Source organism: Mesorhizobium temperatum (genome assembly GCF_002284575.1).
In the GTDB taxonomy this organism is placed as follows: Bacteria; Pseudomonadota; Alphaproteobacteria; order Rhizobiales; family Rhizobiaceae; genus Mesorhizobium; species Mesorhizobium temperatum.
This window is the reverse complement of record NZ_NPKJ01000023.1, coordinates 36,070-53,115: the sequence shown is the minus strand read 5'-3', so window position 1 is coordinate 53,115 and position 17,046 is coordinate 36,070. Positions and strand designations below refer to the sequence as shown.

General features: G+C 62.8%; 17 protein-coding genes. 11 read left to right on the top strand and 6 right to left on the bottom strand.

The window, feature by feature from the left end; genetic code table 11:
- Nucleotides 1-349, top strand: a 349-nt coding sequence (locus CIT26_RS37015; protein ID WP_206072733.1) for a hypothetical protein, incomplete at its 5' end; no start/stop codon positions are given.
- On the opposite strand, the gene CIT26_RS07365 is transcribed toward CIT26_RS37015, so the two are convergent.
- From CIT26_RS07365 to CIT26_RS07345, 5 genes are all read right to left on the bottom strand, one after another.
- Nucleotides 324-1,346 (bottom strand): LacI family DNA-binding transcriptional regulator, encoded by a 1,023-nt coding sequence (locus CIT26_RS07365; RefSeq protein WP_095491969.1) that lies wholly within the window; start codon nt 1,344-1,346, stop codon nt 324-326. The two genes, CIT26_RS37015 and CIT26_RS07365, sit on opposite strands and share 26 nt — an antisense overlap.
- A gap of 69 nt (nt 1,347-1,415) precedes the next feature.
- Nucleotides 1,416-2,210, bottom strand: coding sequence for an ATP-binding cassette domain-containing protein (locus CIT26_RS07360; protein WP_095491968.1), 795 nt, complete (start codon nt 2,208-2,210; stop codon nt 1,416-1,418).
- Nucleotides 2,211-2,213: 3 nt separating this feature from the next.
- Nucleotides 2,214-3,200 (bottom strand): ABC transporter permease, encoded by a 987-nt coding sequence (locus CIT26_RS07355; RefSeq protein ID WP_095491967.1) that lies wholly within the window; start codon nt 3,198-3,200, stop codon nt 2,214-2,216.
- A gap of 119 nt (nt 3,201-3,319) precedes the next feature.
- The gene (locus CIT26_RS07350; RefSeq protein WP_095491966.1) at nt 3,320-4,252 is read right to left on the bottom strand and encodes a substrate-binding domain-containing protein; all 933 of its coding nucleotides are present in this window, start codon (nt 4,250-4,252) and stop codon (nt 3,320-3,322) included.
- A 275-nt stretch (nt 4,253-4,527) separates the two neighbouring features.
- On the bottom strand, nt 4,528-5,685 hold the full coding sequence (locus CIT26_RS07345; RefSeq protein WP_095491965.1) for a fumarylacetoacetate hydrolase family protein: 1,158 nt from the start codon (nt 5,683-5,685) through the stop codon (nt 4,528-4,530).
- 261 nt (nt 5,686-5,946) lie between these two features.
- On the opposite strand from CIT26_RS07345, the gene CIT26_RS07340 reads away from it, so the two are divergent.
- The 7 genes from CIT26_RS07340 (at nt 5,947) to CIT26_RS07310 (ending at nt 13,467) form a co-directional block, all read left to right on the top strand.
- Nucleotides 5,947-7,230 (top strand): NAD(P)/FAD-dependent oxidoreductase, encoded by a 1,284-nt coding sequence (locus CIT26_RS07340; protein WP_095491964.1) that lies wholly within the window; start codon nt 5,947-5,949, stop codon nt 7,228-7,230.
- Nucleotides 7,231-7,314: 84 nt separating this feature from the next.
- Nucleotides 7,315-8,202, top strand: a complete 888-nt coding sequence (locus tag CIT26_RS07335) for an ABC transporter permease (RefSeq protein WP_095491973.1) — start codon at nt 7,315-7,317, stop codon at nt 8,200-8,202.
- Nucleotides 8,199-9,077 carry an ABC transporter permease gene (locus CIT26_RS07330; RefSeq protein WP_095491963.1) on the top strand — a complete coding sequence of 293 codons (879 nt, stop codon included), beginning with the start codon at nt 8,199-8,201 and terminating at the stop codon, nt 9,075-9,077. Before CIT26_RS07335 ends, CIT26_RS07330 begins: the two co-directional genes overlap by 4 nt.
- Nucleotides 9,062-10,132 (top strand): ABC transporter substrate-binding protein, encoded by a 1,071-nt coding sequence (locus tag CIT26_RS07325; RefSeq protein WP_095491962.1) that lies wholly within the window; start codon nt 9,062-9,064, stop codon nt 10,130-10,132. The genes CIT26_RS07330 and CIT26_RS07325 overlap by 16 nt, the downstream gene beginning before the upstream one ends.
- Before the next feature lie 184 nt (nt 10,133-10,316).
- Nucleotides 10,317-10,925: a cupin domain-containing protein gene (locus tag CIT26_RS07320; protein WP_095491961.1), complete on the top strand. Its 609-nt coding sequence runs from the start codon at nt 10,317-10,319 to the stop codon at nt 10,923-10,925.
- Nucleotides 10,915-12,000, top strand: a complete 1,086-nt coding sequence (locus tag CIT26_RS07315) for an ABC transporter ATP-binding protein (protein WP_095491960.1) — start codon at nt 10,915-10,917, stop codon at nt 11,998-12,000. Before CIT26_RS07320 ends, CIT26_RS07315 begins: the two co-directional genes overlap by 11 nt.
- A 39-nt stretch (nt 12,001-12,039) precedes the next feature.
- On the top strand, nt 12,040-13,467 hold the full coding sequence (locus CIT26_RS07310; RefSeq protein WP_095491959.1) for an aldehyde dehydrogenase family protein: 1,428 nt from the start codon (nt 12,040-12,042) through the stop codon (nt 13,465-13,467).
- Nucleotides 13,468-13,534: 67 nt separating this feature from the next.
- Here the strand turns inward: CIT26_RS07310 and CIT26_RS07305 are convergent, their stop codons facing one another.
- Complete coding sequence (locus CIT26_RS07305) at nt 13,535-14,227, bottom strand: FadR/GntR family transcriptional regulator (protein WP_095491958.1); 693 nt, start codon at nt 14,225-14,227, stop codon at nt 13,535-13,537.
- A gap of 178 nt (nt 14,228-14,405) precedes the next feature.
- Between CIT26_RS07305 and CIT26_RS07300 the strand changes: the two genes are divergently transcribed.
- The 3 genes from CIT26_RS07300 to CIT26_RS07290 are packed head-to-tail and all read left to right on the top strand — an operon-like array spanning nt 14,406 to nt 17,046.
- Nucleotides 14,406-15,401, top strand: coding sequence for an ABC transporter substrate-binding protein (locus tag CIT26_RS07300; protein ID WP_095491957.1), 996 nt, complete (start codon nt 14,406-14,408; stop codon nt 15,399-15,401).
- Between the two features lie 12 nt (nt 15,402-15,413).
- Nucleotides 15,414-16,241: an ABC transporter permease gene (locus CIT26_RS07295; RefSeq protein ID WP_095491956.1), complete on the top strand. Its 828-nt coding sequence runs from the start codon at nt 15,414-15,416 to the stop codon at nt 16,239-16,241.
- 1 nt (nt 16,242) lies between these two features.
- Complete coding sequence (locus CIT26_RS07290) at nt 16,243-17,046, top strand: ABC transporter ATP-binding protein (RefSeq protein WP_095491955.1); 804 nt, start codon at nt 16,243-16,245, stop codon at nt 17,044-17,046.

Genomic DNA, 17,046 nt, shown 5'->3' with positions numbered 1-17,046 from the left:
CGCAAATCCTGCAATTCCAAAGCCGACCTCCGCCCTAATCAGGATGCCAGATCAACGGTTTGCGGATAGTTCACGGCCGACCGGTTACCAGAACAAAAAAAGCCCGCTGCCGGGAGGAGGTGGCAGCGGGCTTGATGTCGAATACGGCACGGGAGGAGGAGGTGCGCCGCACTCAGCGTCGGCATCACATCTGGGAGGAGTAGATGGCCGACACGCAACATATATGGGTTGCTTAATGATTCGGCAACAACAAAAGTTGCATAGCTCGTGTGCAGATTTGCGGCGTCGTCTCAAAATTCGCGATGTCGGTCTGGAGCGCGGCGTCACTGCACCGGGACGTTTTCCTTGAAGATAAGGCGCGGCTCGATGAATTTCCGCGTCAGATAAGGCGCCGAGGAAGCGATCGAGCCGAGCAGGCGAATGACCGATTGCTCGGCGATCAGTCGTGCATTCTGGTCGATGACGACATCGAGCAGATCGTTGACGAGATAGCCGCGTGTCGCCCTCGTCAGGTCGTGGCAGATGAACACCGGCTTCCTTTGCGGCTTGGCTTCCAGCAGCGCTTTCGCCACGCCCGAGCGTCCGGCGCCGACGCAATAGATGCCGAGCAACTCCGGCTCGTTGTGCAATGCCTTCATCGTCGCCGTGTAGCTGATATCAGGCTCGTCGTTGATCTCCACGGCGCTGGTCACGGTCAAATTGGGAAACTCCTCGCTGAGCACCGAGCGAAAGCCCATTTCGCGTTCCTCATGCCCGCGGTAGGAGCGTGAGCCGACGACCATTGCCAGATGGCCCGAGCGCCCGCCCAGGAAACGCCCCATCAAAAGGGCTGCGGTGCGCCCGGCGACACGGTTGTCGACGCCGACATAGGCCGATCGCGGTGCGCCCGGAACGTCCGACACCAGCGTGACCAGGCGGATGCCGGCCTCGACGATCTCGCGCAGGATGTTGCGCGTTCTCGGGTGATCGACCGCAATGACGCCGACGCCGTTTGCCTTGAGCGAGAGGTTTTCGACCGCCGCCTGCAACGCGTTCGGCGAGATGCCGGCGAGCTTGTGGATCCGGCAGGAGGCGACAAGCGGCAGGCGTGCCGCATAATCCTCGATATGATTTGCCAGATCCATCATGAAGGCATTGGAGCCGATCGGCAGGAAGAACTCGAGATGCGCCGGCCGCGAGGGCAGCGTGACCTGATCCACGACCGGCAAATAGCCGAGCTGCTTGGCCGCCTCCATTACCCGCTGCCGGTTGGCGGCGCTGGCGCCCGGCCGGTTGTTCAGCACCCGGTCGACCGTCGCGGTCGACAGCCCGCAGCTTCTGGCGATGTCCGCAACGGTGGCTTTCATTGTCGCAGTCATAGGAGCCGATGTGATCCTGTACCAGAGATACGGCCAACCCGGCGTCCAACTGGCCACTCAGCCCTGCGGTTGCTTCCCCTGCACGATGGCGTCGTGGATCTCCTTGTCGGACATGCCGGTGATGATCCGTTCGACTTCCGCGACGTTGGTGCTCTTCGGATCGATATCGTCGGCTACCACCTTGCCGCGGCGCATGACAACGATGCGGTCAACCACCTGGAAGACATGATGGATGTTGTGGGCGATGAAGATGCAGGAATGGCCGGAATCGCGGGCGCTGCGCACGAAGCTCAGCACACCTTGCGTCTCGGCGACGCCGAGATTGTTGGTTGGCTCGTCGAGGATGATGAGGTCGCTGTCGAAATGCATGGCGCGCGCGATCGCCACGGCCTGCCGCTCGCCGCCGGAGAGCGAGCCGATCGGTGTGGTCGGCGGGATGTTCTTCGAGATGCCGACCTGCTTGAGCAGATCGCGGGCGACCACGTTCATCGCCTCCTGGTCCATACGGTTGAGGAAACGCGGCGGCTTGATCGGCTCGCGCCCGAGGAACAGGTTGCGCGCGATCGACAATTGCGTGACCAGTGCCGAGTCCTGGTAGATCGTCTCGATGCCGTGGGCGATGGCGTCGCTGGTGCTGCGGAAGTCCACCTTCTTGCCGCGGATGAAGATGTCCCCGCTGGTCAGCGGAACCGCACCCGACAGCACCTTGATCAGCGTCGATTTGCCGGCGCCATTGTCGCCGAGCAGACCGACGATCTCCCTTTCATTGACATGGAAATTGGCGTCTACCAGCGCTTGCACACGCCCGTAGGACTTGCGGATGTTTTCCATGCGGACAAGCGGTTCGGCCATGGTTCAAGTCCCCGCCTGATGCCGGCGTTCCAGCCATGAGTGGAGCGCCATCATGCCGAGGATGATCGCGCCGATGAAGATGTTGTAGGCAAGCCCTGGCACGCCGATCAGCACGATGCCGTTGCGCATCACGCGCAGGATCAGGATGCCGAGCACGGTTCCGATGATGGTGCCGCGTCCGCCGGTCAGCGCCGTGCCGCCGATCACCACCATGGCGATGACTTCGAGTTCGTACCCGGTGCCGCTGTTCGGGTTGGCCGCCGAGGTGCGCAGCGAGCTGATGACGCCGGCAAGCGAAGCCATGATCGACGACAGGATGAACAGGCCGATCTTGACGCCGCTGACATTGACGCCGCGCGCCCTTGCCGCGTTGGGGTTGCCGCCGGCCGCCTGGATCCAGTTGCCGGTCCGGCTTTGCGTCAGCACGTAGCCGAGTGCGATCGCGGCTGCGATGAACCAGAACAGCGACATGTAGATGCGGAACGGCCCGATGAAGAAATCGCCGACCAGCGCCTCGGCGAGCCAGCTGCCTTCGGCGCTCCAGGTGCGTTGCGGAAATCCGCTGGTGACGAATAGAGCGGTGCCGCGCACCACCAGCAGCATGCCGAGCGTCACCAGGAAGGACGGGATCTTGAGTTGCGTCACGAACCAGCCATTGACCAGCCCGATGAAGGCGGCAACCAGCAAGGCCACGACGAAGCCGGCTTCCAGCGAGGTGAGGTCGCTGTTGAAGAGCGTCCACATCAAGACGGGCGAGAAACCGAACAGCGATCCGACCGAGAGGTCGAATTCGCCTGAAGTCATCAACAGCGTCATCGCCAGCGCGATCAGGCCGAGCTCGACCGTGAAGGCCAATATGTTGCTGATGTTCTGCGGCGACAGGAAGTCGTGGTTGAACCCCCAGAACACCGCGAGCTCGACGACAAGCAGCACGAAGGGCCCGAATTCCGGCCTGGCGATCGAGCGTTGGATGATGGAACTGTTTTCCACGTTGGACCCGCGACATGGTTGGAACTGGCCAAACCCGGCGCCGCATGAGGCGGTTCGAGGCTCAGCGGGATGATGGGGATGATCGTGGCGGGCATGCCGCGACCATCCCGATCGCGGTTTTATTTTCCGGACAGGATGTCGTCGTAGACCTGTGCGGTGTCCTTTTCGTAGAGTGCGCCGGTGATCACGTCGAAGCCGGGCGGAATGCCGCTGGCGGCCATGTTGGCGATCGAAAGCGCCACATAGCTGGTCGCCTGCGGATCCTGCCACTGCGCGGCATTGACGTAGCCGGTCAGCACCTCCTGGGTGGTGTCGAGCGAGTTGCCCCAGCCGACGACCGGGATTTCACCCGGCTTGATGCCGGCCTGGTCGAACACCCGCTTGATCGAGCCGGTCACCAGGTCGCCGAGACCGATGATCGCTTTGACCTTGGCCCTGTTGGCGGTGAGGTAGTCGACCATGCGGTTGATCGCTTCGGCCTGGTCAAGCGTGGCTTCGGTGATTTCATAGGTGATGCCGAGCGGCTCGAAGACGCTCTTGATGCCTTCTTCTTCCTGAACGCCATAGGTGGCGCCCGGGATTTCGACCGGCATCCAGACGAAATCGCCCTTCTTCACCAGGCCCTTGTCGACCAGATACTGCGCCCAGTTCTTGCCGAAGGTGACGTTGTCGCCGCCAACATAGGCGTTGAAGTCCGCCTTCGGATCGGGCGTGTTGAAATTGATGATCGGGATGTTTGCCGCCCGTGCTTCCTTAGCGAGCTCGATAAGGCTGCCCGGGTCGGGGCTGGTGGTGGTGATGCCGTCCGCCTTGGCGGCGATGGCAGCGCGAACAGCCTCCTGCTGGGACGACACGTCGCCATTGTGGAACGAGGTGTTGACGGTGTTGCCGGTGTCCGTCGCCCATTGCTTGGCGCCGGCGAGGAAGTAGGTCCAGACCGGATCGGCCGGGCCGCCATGCGAAATCCAGTAGAAGGTCTTGGCCTGTGCCGCCGCCGGGATGGCCAGCGCCACGATCAAGCCGAATACAAATAGTCGTAGCCTTGTCAGCATTTGATTTCCTCCCATTTTGAAAACATCCTCCACCTCCGACGACGATCACGGCAAACCCTGATCGTATTTCTTGCCAGCGCCGATCTGGATGCATCAGAGCATCCGCTTTTTCGACATATGGCAAGCCTCCATTTGCCAGTGGTAGTTGGCGCGCGACAAGGCGCCATCAGCAGTCCCATCAGATTGCATCAGTTTGGCTGATATTTTCCAGGCAGGCGGATCCTCAATTCGAGCACCAGGCCGGGACATCTCTCCGTCGCAGTCGGGGCGGGAACCTAGATAAGATCGGCCCTGGCGAGGTCGCGCATCAGATGGCTGGCACCGTAGGTCCAGTGGGGACAGTCGGGTGACAGCCGCACCCGGTTGACCAGGGCGCCGAATTTCTCCGATGAGATGGTGACGATGTCGCCGACCTTGTGCGTGAAGCCCTTGCCCTTTTCGCCGCGATCCTTCGACGGCACGAACATGGTGCCGAGATAGAGCGCCAGCCCGTCCGGATATTGGTGATGCGGACCCATGGCGGCCGCGACCAGCTCTTCCGGCGAGCGGCTGATCTCGGCCATCGAGCTGGCGCCCTCCAGCGAGAAACCGTCCTCGCCCTCGACCTTCAGGCGCACGATGGCCTGCTTCACGTCGTCGATGGAAAAGTTATCGTCGAACAGCCGGATGAACGGGCCGAGCGCGGCCGAGGCATTGTTGTCCTTGGCCTTGCCGAGCAACAGCGCCGAGCGCCCTTCGACGTCGCGCAGATTGACGTCGTTGCCAAGCGTCGCGCCGACGATCCTGCCGCTGCTGGCGGCGATCATGGCGATTTCCGGCTCCGGATTGTTCCAGGTGGAAACCGGATGCAGGCCGACTTCGGCGCCGAAGCCGACCGATGCCATCGGCTGGCATTTGGTGAAGATCTCGGCATCGGGGCCGATGCCCACTTCCAGATATTGCGACCAGGCGCCACGCTGGATGAGCTTGGCCTTGATCTCCATCGCTTCCGGCGAGCCGGGCTTGAGCTTCGACAGATCGTGGCCGATCAGCCCGGCAATGTCGGCGCGAATGGCGTCCGCCTTCTCGGCGGAGCCACGCGCCTGCTCCTCGATGACCCGTTCGAGCAGGCTGACGACGAACGTGACGCCCGACGCCTTGACCGCTTGCAGGTCGACCGGAGAAAGCAGGATTGGTTTTTGCGGATCGCGCGCGGCCTGAAGGCTGTTGGCGGCGATTGCGTCGAGCGATCCAATCGGTTCGCCCGCGGCCGCGTGGACGTACCCTGCTGGGTCCGGCATCTCGCAGACGTCGCGCACGGTCGGTGCCATGCTCGACGTGATGTCGAAGACCGTGCCGCCGCGCACCGTGACCACCAGCGGATGGGACGCTTCGCTTGTCCTGACGCGGCCGATGAAGAGGCCGTCGTCAGGCAGGAGAGTGGTGTTCGTCATGGCTGCGGTCCTCTGCTTGTCTTGTTCTGCTGCGACGATCGTCGTTGCCGGACCAATGGTTCATAAAGAGCCTGGTCGGCGGCGGCGGCACTTTCAACAAATTCCCGCCAAAGGTCTATCCCGTTCCTCGCGGTCGAGCCCTGCGCTGCATTTCGCATCGGCGGACCTCTTCAATCCGCTGATGCCGAGATCAAACGCCCTTTCAAAATCATGAAATCGTCACTAGGATTTTCACTTGACGAAGCACATTTCAGGTGACCCTTGCCCCTACCGTTTTCCGATCCGATCTGGCAGAAGCCGCCGGCGGCCCCTGCGTTCCGGTCGCTTTTTCCCGGCGGCCAGCGTGCCGATGTCGTCATTGTTGGCGGCGGGATTCTCGGTCTGTCGACAGCCTTGCATGCAGCCCGGTTCGGCCTTGCCGTGCAGGTGCTGGAAGCCGGCGAAATCGGCCAGGGCGCATCGGGCCTGAATGGCGGTCAGGTCATCCCCGGCCTGAAATATGATCCGGAATGGCTGCTGGAGCATTTTGGCCCGGAACGCGGCGAGATCCTCGTCAATTTTGCCGCCTCGACGGCGGACACCGTCTTCGAATTGATCCGCGACGAGAAACTGGCGGTGCCGTTCGTCCGCAATGGCTGGATCCAGGCAGCGCACACCGAGACGGCGCTGAAGGCGGTGGCGAACAGGAACCGGCAGTGGCGGAACCGTGGCGCCGATGTCCGGCTTCTGAGCCAGACCGAGATCGCCGCGTTAACTGGCGCGCAGGGCTATCTCGGCGGCTGGCTCGACCGCCGCGCCGGCGTGATTGATCCGCTTGCCTACACGTCGGAACTGGCACGGATCGCCTCGACCGCGGGCGTGAAGATCGCCGAGCACCAGAAGGTGGTGCGCCTCGATAACAACGCCGGCATTTGGCGCATCTCGACGGAGGGCGGCGCCGAATTGCAGGCCAAAGCGGTCATTTTGGCGACGGACGCCTATACCGGCGACCTGCTCCCCGGTCTCGCCGAGACGATCGTTCCGCTGCACTCCTTCCAGATCGCGACAGCACCGCTGCCGCCCGATCTGGCGGCCGGGATTCTGCCGGAGGGGCAAGCGGTGTCGGACTCACGCCGCATCCTCGTTTATTACCGCAAGAGTGCCGATGGGCGCCTGGTGCTCGGCGGGCGCGGCCGGATGGCGCTGCCGACCAGCGAAGGTGACTGGGCGCATCTCGAGCGCGCGCTGCTCCGGCTCTATCCGGCGCTATCCGGCGTAGCCATCGAAAAGCGCTGGTTTGGCCGAGTGGCGATGACGCCGGATCACCTCCCGCATATCCACGAGCCCGAGCAGGGCCTGATGGCCGTGGTCGGCTGCCAGGGCCGTGGCGTCGGCCTGATGACCGCGCTTGGCGAGCGCATTGCCGGCTATCTGGTGAGCGGCGACGCCAGGCAATTGCCGTTCCCGGTCTCGCCGATCCGGCCGATCCGGTTGCATGCCTTTCGGCAGGTCGGTGTCGCCGCGACGATCGCCTGGTATCGTATGCTGGATGCATTCGAGCGCTGATTTTATGCCGATGCAGGAATCAGCTTGACAGTTTCATGATTATGAAAAACTCTTGAGTGATTTCAAATTCCGATGGGCAACCCGATGTCGACCATCGTTGCAAGGCAGCCGCTGCCGGAGTCCCGGTCCTCGACGGGTTTCCGGTTGGCCATGCTGCTGCCGGGCGGGCTGGTCACCTTCTTCCTGATCCTGTTTGCCCTCGGCCTCGTGGTTTTCCTCGCCCTTCGCGGCAATGACGGTTCGCTGCTGGGTGCCGGTTTCACGTTTGCGAATTTCATCACCGTGGCATCCGACCCGCTGTACTGGACGGTGACGCTGCGCTCGCTGGCCATCGCCGGCCTGGTAACGCTGGCAACGGTCGTCACCGCCTATCCCGTCGCCTACTATCTTGCCTTCCACGCCGGACGGCGGCGCGGGCTGCTGTTGTTTCTGGTGACGCTGCCGTTCTGGACCAGCTATCTCCTGCGCGTCTTCGCCTGGAAGATCGTGCTCGCCTATAATGGCGTGCTGAACTCGGCGCTCATCGAAAGCGGCATCTGGTCCGAACCGACACTGGCGTTTCTCAACACGCCGGCCGCCGTCGTCGTCACGCTCGCCCACGCCTATGCGCCGTTCGCCATCCTGCCCATCTATGTGGCGCTGGACACGATCCCGAAATCGCTGCTCGAAGCTGCTTCCGATCTCGGCGCCAGACCGTTCACCAGCTTCCGCCGCGTCGTGCTGCCGAACTCGATGCCGGGGGTGCTGGCGGCGGCTCTCGTCGTCTTCGTGCCGACGGTTGGCGACTATGTCACTCCGGCGCTGGTCGGCGGCCCTGCCAGCACCATGATCGGCACGCTGATCCAGGCCCAGTTCGGCAAGGCCAATGACTGGCCGTTCGGCGCCGCACTCGCCGTCGCCGTCATGCTGGTCATCCTCGCCGTGGTGCTGGTTGTGCGTTCCGCCGACCGCAGATTTGGCAGCCGGACATGAACACGGCGCGTATCGATGCAAAGCAGGGTGGCGGTTGGCTCGGCGCCTATGTCCTTGCCTATCTGGTGTTCCTGTACTTGCCGATACTGCTGATCCCGCTGTTTTCCTTCAACAATTCGATCCAGGCGGCGTTTCCGCTGCAAGGCTTCACGTTTGAATGGTACGCGACGCTGTCCGGCAATTCGGCACTGTCCGGCGCGCTTGCCAACAGCCTCGTCATCGGTGCAATTGCCGCCACGGGCGCGACGCTCTGCGGCATCACCGTGTCTTACATGGACCTCTTCGGCCGCTCGCCGCTTGCCGTCACGATCAGCGCCATCGCCCGGCTGCCGATCCTGATCCCCGGCGTCATCGTCGGCATCTCGCTGCTGATCCTGGTCAACCTCATTGGCTTCGGACCGTCACGCACTGCCATCGTGCTCGGCCACATATTGGTGGCGCTGCCGACGACGGTGGTGATCATGAAAAGCCGCTTCGCCGCTATCCCCAAGACCATCCACGAGGCGGCGCTCGATCTCGGCGCGTCCGACTGGACGACGTTCAGGCGGGTCATGCTGCCGCTCAGCCTGCCCGCCATTGTGTCAGCGTTCATGCTGGCCTTCCTGACGTCCTTCGACGAGTTCATCGTCGCCTTCTTCCTCGCCGGCACCGAGCCGACCTTGCCGCTCTACATTTGGAGCCAGCTGCGTTTCCCGAAATCGCTGCCCACCGTCATGGCACTGGGCACGGCCATCCTGGCCGTGTCCTTCGTCATCGCGGCAATTGCCGAAATCCTGCGCCATCGCGGGCTCGCCGCCGCTCAGCGGCCGGTACCCGCCAACCTGTCCAAACCAGAAGAAACCGAAAGAGGAGAACTGCAATGGCATTCGACTTGAAATCGATAAATCGCAAGACAGTCCAAGCCGGATTGGCAGCCTTCGCGCTGGCGCTTTCGTCGACCGTCGCGCTTGCGGCCGACAAGTTGCAATATTTCACCTGGTCGGGCTACGAACTTCCCGACTTCAACAAGAGCTTCCTCGCCGCACACCCCGATGGCGTCGAGGCCTCGATGTTCGGCGACGACGATGACGCCTTCACCAAGGTCAAGGCCGGTTTCCGTCCTGACGTCGCGCATCCCTGCTACGACAAAGTGGCGCGCTGGAACAAGGAAGGCCTGCTACAGCCGATCGACACCAAGCGCATCAAGAACTGGGATTCGATCTTTCCGGTCTTCAAGAACCTGCCCGACCTGCAGGCCGGCGACGGCAAGGTCTGGATGGTGCCGTGGGATTGGGGCAACACCTCGATCCTTTACCGCACCGATCTGGTGAAGAATCCGGAACCGAGCTGGAACCTGCTGTGGGACAAGCAATATGCCGGGCGCATGGCGACGATCGACGCCGTCCACGATACGCCGGTGGTGGCGGCGCTTCTCGCCGGCGTCAATCCGTTCGACATGACGCCGGAACAGATGGAAAAGGTGGCTGAAAAACTGCGCGAGCAGCGCCCGCTGCTCTCCAACTACACCACCGACATGACCTCGGTCGAACAGGCGCTGGCGAGCGGCCAGTTGGTCGCCGCCATGACCTGGAACGCGTCGGCCACCTCGCTGAAGAAGCAGGGCGTGCCTGTCGAGTTCATGAAGCCTAAGGAAGGCATGCTGACCTGGGCATGCGGCTTCGTCTTGCTCAAGGACGCCAAGAATGTCGACCTCGCCTATGACTTCATCAACAGCCGGCTGGAGACGGATTCGGGAAAATACCTGATCCAGGCCTATGGTTACGGCAGCTCGAACAGCTCTGCCTTCGCCGCGGTGCCGAAGGAGGAACTGGAAAAACTGCAACTGCCGTCCGATCCGGAAGTGATGCTGAAGACCACCGTCTTCACCGGGCCGATGAAACAAAATGACGAACTCGCCAAGATGTTCGAGAAGGTCAAGGCAGGCGGCTGAGTTCGCTCTTCCTTCTCCCCTTGTGGGAGAAGGTGGATCGGCGCGTAGCGTCGAGACGGTTGAGGGGTGCTGGACAGAATGCGGGGTTTGCCAAGCTGGAACACCCCTCATCCGTCCGAGCTTCGCTCGGCCATCTTCTCCCACGGGGGGAGAAGGGAAAGCGTTGGCGAACGAGGATGTATGCATGGACATGCTGAACGAAGCGGCTGAAAAGCCGAGGGACGACGCTGACGTGCGGGTCGGCCGGCGCGTGCGGGCGCTCAGGCTGGAACGCAGTCTTTCGCTGGCCGAGCTTGCCGCCAAGGCCGGCGTTTCGATCGGGGCGCTCAGCCAGATCGAGCGCGGCCTGTCCTCGCTTCGCGTCAAGGTGATCTGGCCGCTCGCCGCCGCGCTTGATATCGAGCCTTCGGCGCTGATCGCCGACGGCAACGAAGCCGGCAACGACCTCTATTGCGTGCGCGCCAACGGCCGGCGGCAGATCCCGGTGAAGTCGGAAGGCATCGCCAAGGCGCTGCTATCGCCGCCGGCCGCTACGCTCACCGGCATGCTGGTGACGGTAGAAGCCGGTGGCGGCACCGTCGAAGCCTATGCCCATCCCGGCCACGAATTCGGTTTCGTCCTGTCGGGCGAAGTCGAACTCGTGATCGATTCAACCACCTACGGGCTGAAGACCGGCGACAGCTTCGCCTTCAAAAGCACCTTGCTGCATGCCTTCCGCAATTCGGGCACCGAGCGCTGCCAGATCCTCTGGGTCAACACGACCAAGCCGTCCGAGGTTCGCGATGGCGCCTGATCCTCTCGTCCGGCTGGATGCGGTGTCGAAGATTTTCCCCGGCGGCATCGTCGGTCTCGACGCCGTCGATCTCGACATTGCCCGCGGCGAGTTCCTGACCTTGCTCGGCCCATCCGGCTGCGGCAAAACCACTAGCCTGCGGGTGATCGCAGGGTTCGAAAGCCCGTCGAGCGGACGGGTGCTGCTCGACGGTCGTGACGTTACTTCGCTGCGGCCGTTCGACCGTCCCGTCAACACCGTGTTCCAGGACTATGCGCTGTTTCCGCACATGGATGTCGCCGAAAACGTCGGCTTCGGCCTGTCGCTGCGCAAGCTTTCCGGGGCAGAACAGGCAAAGCGCGTCGGCGAAGCGCTCGACATGGTTGGCCTTGCCGAGAAGCTCGGCGCCCGCGTGTCCGAATTGTCGGGCGGCCAGCGCCAGCGCGTCGCGCTTGCCCGCGCGATTGTCTGCGAACCGCGTGTGCTGCTGCTCGACGAGCCGCTGTCGGCGCTCGACGCGCATCTGCGCGAACAGATGCAGGTCGAATTGAAGCGGCTGCAGTCGCGGCTCGGCACTACCTTCGTCCTGGTCACCCACGACCAGACCGAGGCGCTGTCGATCTCCGATCGTATCGTCGTCATGAACAGGGGCCGCATCGAGCAGATTGCGCCGCCGGCCACGCTCTACGACCGGCCCGCCACCAAATTCGTCGCCAGTTTCATCGGCACGATGAACCTGCTGCAGTCGCGCTTTGTCGGCCGTGACGGCGATCGGTTGCGTTTCGCCGCCGGCGCCTTGCCGCTCGAAGCCACATCGGAAACCGGCGAAGCGCCGGGAGAAGGCTCGATGCGAACCATCGGTGTGCGTCCGGAGGATCTTTTAGCGACGACCGAAGCAGCGACCGGCACCGCGCCGGTGCGGGTGAGCAGCATCGTCTTTCACGGCCGCACCTTGCGCCTGCACGCCGAATTGGGGCAGGGGATACCAGTGGTGATCGATGCGCCACGCCGGGCGGAAGGTTTTCAATTCCGCGTCGGCGACGTGGCGCATATCAGCCTGCGCCGTGGCGCTAACTGCCCAATGCTACCCAGCTAATCTGACCCTCATCGTTTCCAGAAAACCGGAGCACTACCCATGAGCAATCACCTGAACTTCTTTATCGAAGGAAAATGGGTCGCGCCCGTGGTGCCGGCAACGCTGGATGTGATCGACCCGTCGACCGAGGAGGCCTATACGAAAATCTCCGTCGGCTCGAAGGCCGATGTGGATCGCGCCGTGGCGGCGGCGAAGGCGGCCTTTCCGGCCTTTTCGCAAACCAGCAAGGCCGAGCGCCTGAAGCTGCTGAAGCGCATCCTCGAAGTCTACAACGAGCGCTACGAGGACATCGCCCAGGCTGTCAGCCAGGAGATGGGCGCGCCGATCACCTGGGCGCGCGAAGCGCAGGCCTGGGCGGGCAGGGCGCATATGGAAGCCACTATCAAAGCGCTGGAGGATTATGAATTCAGCGAGAAGCGCGGCACCACCATGGTGGTCAAGGAGCCGATCGGCGTCTGTGCGCTGATCACGCCGTGGAACTGGCCGCTCAACCAGATCGTCTGCAAGGTGGCGCCGGCGATCGCCGCCGGCTGCACGGTCGTGCTGAAGCCTTCTGAGATCGCGCCGATCAGCGGCATCATCTTTTCGGAAGTGATGGAAGCGGCCGGCACCCCGAACGGGGTCTATAACATGGTCAACGGCACCGGTCCCGATGTCGGCCAGGTCATGGCCGGCCATCCGGATGTCGACATGGTTTCCTTCACCGGCTCGACCCGGGCCGGCATCATCGTCGCCAAGACGGCGGCCGAGACGGTCAAGCGCGTGGCGCAGGAACTCGGCGGCAAATCGCCCAACATCGTGCTTGCCGATGCCGACTTCGAGAAGGCCGTGCGCAAGGGCGTCAACGCCTGTTTCGGCAATAGCGGCCAGTCCTGCGATGCGCCGACGCGCATGCTGGTGCCGGCCGCCCGCCACGATGAGGCGCTGACGATCGCCAAGAAGGCGGCAGAGGCGCACAAGGTCGGCGATCCGCGCTCGGAAGAGACCAAGCTCGGGCCGGTGGTCAGCAACATCCAGTTCGACAAGATCCAGCGGCTGATCGAGGCCGGCATCGCCGAGGGTGCTACGCTGGTCACCGGCGGTCCCGGCCGGCCGGAGCATCTTAATCGCGGTTATTACGTGCGGCCGACCGTCTTCGGCCACGTCAAGCCGGGCATGACCATCGAGAAGGAGGAGATTTTTGGGCCGGTGCTTTCGGTCATCTCCTACGATGACGACGACGACGCGGTGAAGATCGCCAACGACACCGTCTATGGCCTCGCCGCCTATGTGCAGTCCGGCGATATCGATCACGCGCGAAAAGTCGCCGGCCGCCTGCGCGCCGGGCAAGTCTCGATCAACTATCCGGAATGGGACACGTTCGCGCCCTTCGGCGGCTACAAACAGTCGGGCAACGGCCGCGAATACGCCGATTGGGCGATCCACGACTTCCTCGAGATCAAGGGCATCATCGGCTACGGCGCTTAGCGGATAACCCCGAACAGCGCCGCGCGTCTAAGAAAGTCGCGCGGCGCTGTAGCGTGGCCAATCCAAACTATTCGGCGGCTTCGCGGACAGGGATCAGGCGCCGCTCGACCTGTTGGAGATGCAGGCGCATCGCCGCCGCCGCGCCGCCGAGGTCGCGCTCGGCTATCGCTTCGACGATCCGTTCATGGTCGGCGAAGCTGTGATGGTCTGCCGGAGGGCGGGTGCCTTCTGAACGAAGACGTCCCCAGACCACGGTTCGGCGCACGGCGTTCAGCACGTCGAACAGGCCGAGCAACACATTGTTGCGGCTCGCCTGCGCAATCTGCCGGTGGAGCAGATTGTCGATGTTCTCGTATTGCCGCCATGTGCCGGCATCCCGCGTCTGCACCAACGATTGCCGCATCGAGGCGATATCGGAAAGCGTGGCGTGCAGCGCCGCTTCGCGCGCAATCTCGGGCTCGATGATGAGGCGCGCGCGCATCACGTCGGCCGGATTCGTGCGCCCGGCGATTTCCGAAATGCCGATCGTCTCCTCGACCGGTCCACTGCCGACGAAGGTGCCCCTGCCGACGTGACGCCAGATGCGGCCGTCCTTCTCGAGCACCGCCAGCGCCTTGCGCAGATCGCCGCGCGATACGCCGAGGCTCTCGGACAGTTCCCGCTCGGCAGGCAGCCGAGTCTCACCGGCATGGTCCATCTGGGCAAGATAGGCCTGAAGCTGAACCAGGGCGGCGTGGCCGCCATTTCCGGGATCGTCCATCAATTTAACCAATTCGCATATGATTTCCCTTTGTCGGTGTTAAAACGATTAGCGCAAACCGTCAACTGCCGAGTTTTCTGGGCCAACGCGTCCGACATGGTGCAGTTTCTCCTTGACCAATCCGCTCCATAGCCTTAACCAATCAAGGTAATGGTTACAAAAAACGGGAGGAATGACAATGGCCAGCATGACCAGACGTACCATCCTTGCCACCGCTTTTGCCGCGGCTCTGGCATGGGCACTGCCCCTGTCGGCCGCCAATGCGGGCGACATGCGCATCGCATTCGGCGACCTTCCCGGTATAGAATCTATCCAGACACTCGCCGCGATAGAGCGCGCCAAGGAGCGCGGCGTGAATGTCGAACTCATCGTTCTCAATGACGAGGATCTGGCTGCCCAGGCCATTGTCGGCGGCCAGGCCGATGTCGGCATCGGTGCGCCCTATACTCTGATCCAGAAGGTAGGTGTGCCGATCCGCATCTTCGCGCAGATATCGACGCTGCGCTTCTTTCCCGTCGTCAACAGCGAATTCTACAAGGAATGGAAGGATCTGGACGGGCAGGAAGTCGCCGTTCAGGCGCGCGGCTCCGGCACCGAGGCGGTCATGCTCCTGATGGCGAAAAACCACGGCATCAAGCTCGGTAACATCAGCTATGTCCCGGGTTCCGAGGTTCGCCGCAATGCGCTGCTCCAGGGGACCATCAAGGCGTCGATCGTCGATGCCGCCAACAGGCGCGCGCTCGAGGCCGAAGCCCCCGGCAAGTTCATCGTTCTGCCGGTCGAGGATCTCGGCGCCTCGGATGAAGCGCTTTTCGCGACCGCGGACTATCTGAAGAACAACGCCGCCGACGTCGACATCCTGGTCGAGGAACTGATGAAGACCGCGCGTGAAATAACTGAGAATCCAACCGTGGCGGTCGAGCTCCGCAACAAGTACAAACTGCTGCCGGATCTCGGCGCGGAGGCAGATAGCGAAATCACTGAATACTACAAGGAAACCGCGGAAGCCGGCAGCCTTGCGCTGAATGGCGGCGGAGCGGATGCGGCCAAAGACGACTTTGCCTTCTTCAGCCTTGCCGGCCAGATCGAAGGCGATCCAGCGAGCCTCAAGGTTGAGGACTTCTGGGATGTCTCCGCAATCGACCGTGCCGTCGCCAAGCTCGGCAAGAAATAGGCGGCCTGCCGGATGGCCGTAAGCATCAGAACCGACGGCGAGGCTGCCGGCCTCGCTCCTCTTTCCAATCGCAGCGCAACGGGCGCATCGTGGGACCAGCCGATCCTGCTCAGGCTGGTGTCGATCGCCCTGTTCGCGGGAATTTGGGAGGTGGCCGGGCGTATTCCCGTCAGCTTCGCCTTCCCGACCTTTTCCGACACGCTCGTCGCGTTTTTCGGACTGCTCGCCGACGGCAGCCTAGCAACCGCCTACCTTTCGACACTGCAGCCGCTGGTGCTCGGCGTTGTCCTGTCGGCGTTCCTGGGTGTCGGCCTCGGCACGATCTGTGGCCTATGGCGCACCGGCGAATGGCTGGTGATCCCCGTGTTCATCGTGCTTCAGGCTGCACCTGTCGCCGCCTTCATTCCAATGGTCACCTTCGTCTACGGAATAGGCATGACCGCCAAGACGCTCGCCGTCATGATCCTGGCGCTGCCGGTCATCGTGCTCAATACCTACAAGGCCGTGCGCAACGTCAACGAGTCGCTGCTGGTCATGTGCCGATCGTTCCTGGGCACACGCTGGCAGACCGTCGCCAAGATCATTCTTCCCGACGCCAGCCCGGTGATTTTTGCCGGCTTGCGCCTCGGAGTCGCTGCCGGGTTCGTCGGCGTGGTACTCGCCGAACTGCTGATTACCCCGACCGGCATCGGCGACCTCATCACCTTCCACCGCTCGCGCGCAGACTACGCCGAGATGTACGCAACAATTGCCTCGATCATCGCGCTTTCTACCCTCACACTCGTCTTTCTGCAGTGGGTGGAAGTCCGTGTTTTCAGGCCCGAGAGTAGAGGTGCTTAAGATGGTCGCGACCGCATTGCGAAATGGACCGTCGCCGGTTCCCGCACCGATCGATTCAATCGTGGAAGTGAGAGGAATTTCCAAAACCTACGGCAATGTCGAGGCGTTGCGCGGCATCGATCTCGACTTTCCCAGGGGCAAGCTGACCAGCCTTCTCGGACCCAGCGGTTGCGGAAAGACGACGCTGTTGAAGATCATAGCGGGGCTGATACGGGCCGATGGGGGCACCGTCGCGATCAACGGCAAGCGCGTCAGCGCACCAGGCCCCGAACGCGCTTTCGTGTTCCAGGACTTTGCGCTGATGCCTTGGGCGACCGTGACACGCAATGTGGCCTTCGGACTTGAACTGCGCGGCACCAACAAGGCCGAACGCGAGGAGATCGCCCGGCGCTACATCGCCGAGGTGGGTCTCGCCGGCTTCGAGGACAAGTATCCCCACGAGCTGTCGGGCGGCATGCGCCAGCGCGTCGGCCTGGCACGGGCCTTATCGGTCGATGCCGATGTCCTCCTCCTCGATGAACCGTTTTCGGCGGTCGACGAGCAGAATCGGCGGAAGTTCCAGGAAGACCTGATCCGGCTGCGCACCAACCAGAACAAGACCTTCATCTTCGTGACCCACTCGATCGAGGAGGCGGTCTACATCTCCGACCGCATCGTGTTGCTGTCACCCAGACCCGGCAGGGTTTCGCAGATCATCGAACCGGAAATCGATCGCTCCGGCGACCCGGAGCGCATTCATCGCGACAGGCACTATCTCGATACCGTCGAGGAGATCTGGCAGGGGCTGAAGCAATATGTGGAATGA

Excerpts from the sequence above, each read along its gene's own strand:
- CIT26_RS07320 (WP_095491961.1), top strand. The coding sequence starts at position 10,317 with ATGGACATGCTGAACGAAGCGGCTGAAAAGCCGAGGGACGACGCTGAC.
- CIT26_RS07330 (WP_095491963.1), top strand. The coding sequence starts at position 8,199 with ATGAACACGGCGCGTATCGATGCAAAGCAGGGTGGCGGTTGGCTCGGC.
- CIT26_RS07315 (WP_095491960.1), top strand. The coding sequence starts at position 10,915 with ATGGCGCCTGATCCTCTCGTCCGGCTGGATGCGGTGTCGAAGATTTTC.
- CIT26_RS07360 (WP_095491968.1), bottom strand. The coding sequence starts at position 2,210 with ATGGCCGAACCGCTTGTCCGCATGGAAAACATCCGCAAGTCCTACGGG.
- CIT26_RS07350 (WP_095491966.1), bottom strand. The coding sequence starts at position 4,252 with ATGCTGACAAGGCTACGACTATTTGTATTCGGCTTGATCGTGGCGCTG.
- CIT26_RS07345 (WP_095491965.1), bottom strand. The coding sequence starts at position 5,685 with ATGACGAACACCACTCTCCTGCCTGACGACGGCCTCTTCATCGGCCGC.
- CIT26_RS07325 (WP_095491962.1), top strand. The coding sequence starts at position 9,062 with ATGGCATTCGACTTGAAATCGATAAATCGCAAGACAGTCCAAGCCGGA.
- CIT26_RS07310 (WP_095491959.1), top strand. The coding sequence starts at position 12,040 with ATGAGCAATCACCTGAACTTCTTTATCGAAGGAAAATGGGTCGCGCCC.
- CIT26_RS07295 (WP_095491956.1), top strand. The coding sequence starts at position 15,414 with ATGGCCGTAAGCATCAGAACCGACGGCGAGGCTGCCGGCCTCGCTCCT.
- CIT26_RS07305 (WP_095491958.1), bottom strand. The coding sequence starts at position 14,227 with ATGGACGATCCCGGAAATGGCGGCCACGCCGCCCTGGTTCAGCTTCAG.
- CIT26_RS07300 (WP_095491957.1), top strand. The coding sequence starts at position 14,406 with ATGGCCAGCATGACCAGACGTACCATCCTTGCCACCGCTTTTGCCGCG.
- CIT26_RS07365 (WP_095491969.1), bottom strand. The coding sequence starts at position 1,346 with ATGAAAGCCACCGTTGCGGACATCGCCAGAAGCTGCGGGCTGTCGACC.
- CIT26_RS07335 (WP_095491973.1), top strand. The coding sequence starts at position 7,315 with ATGTCGACCATCGTTGCAAGGCAGCCGCTGCCGGAGTCCCGGTCCTCG.
- CIT26_RS07290 (WP_095491955.1), top strand. The coding sequence starts at position 16,243 with ATGGTCGCGACCGCATTGCGAAATGGACCGTCGCCGGTTCCCGCACCG.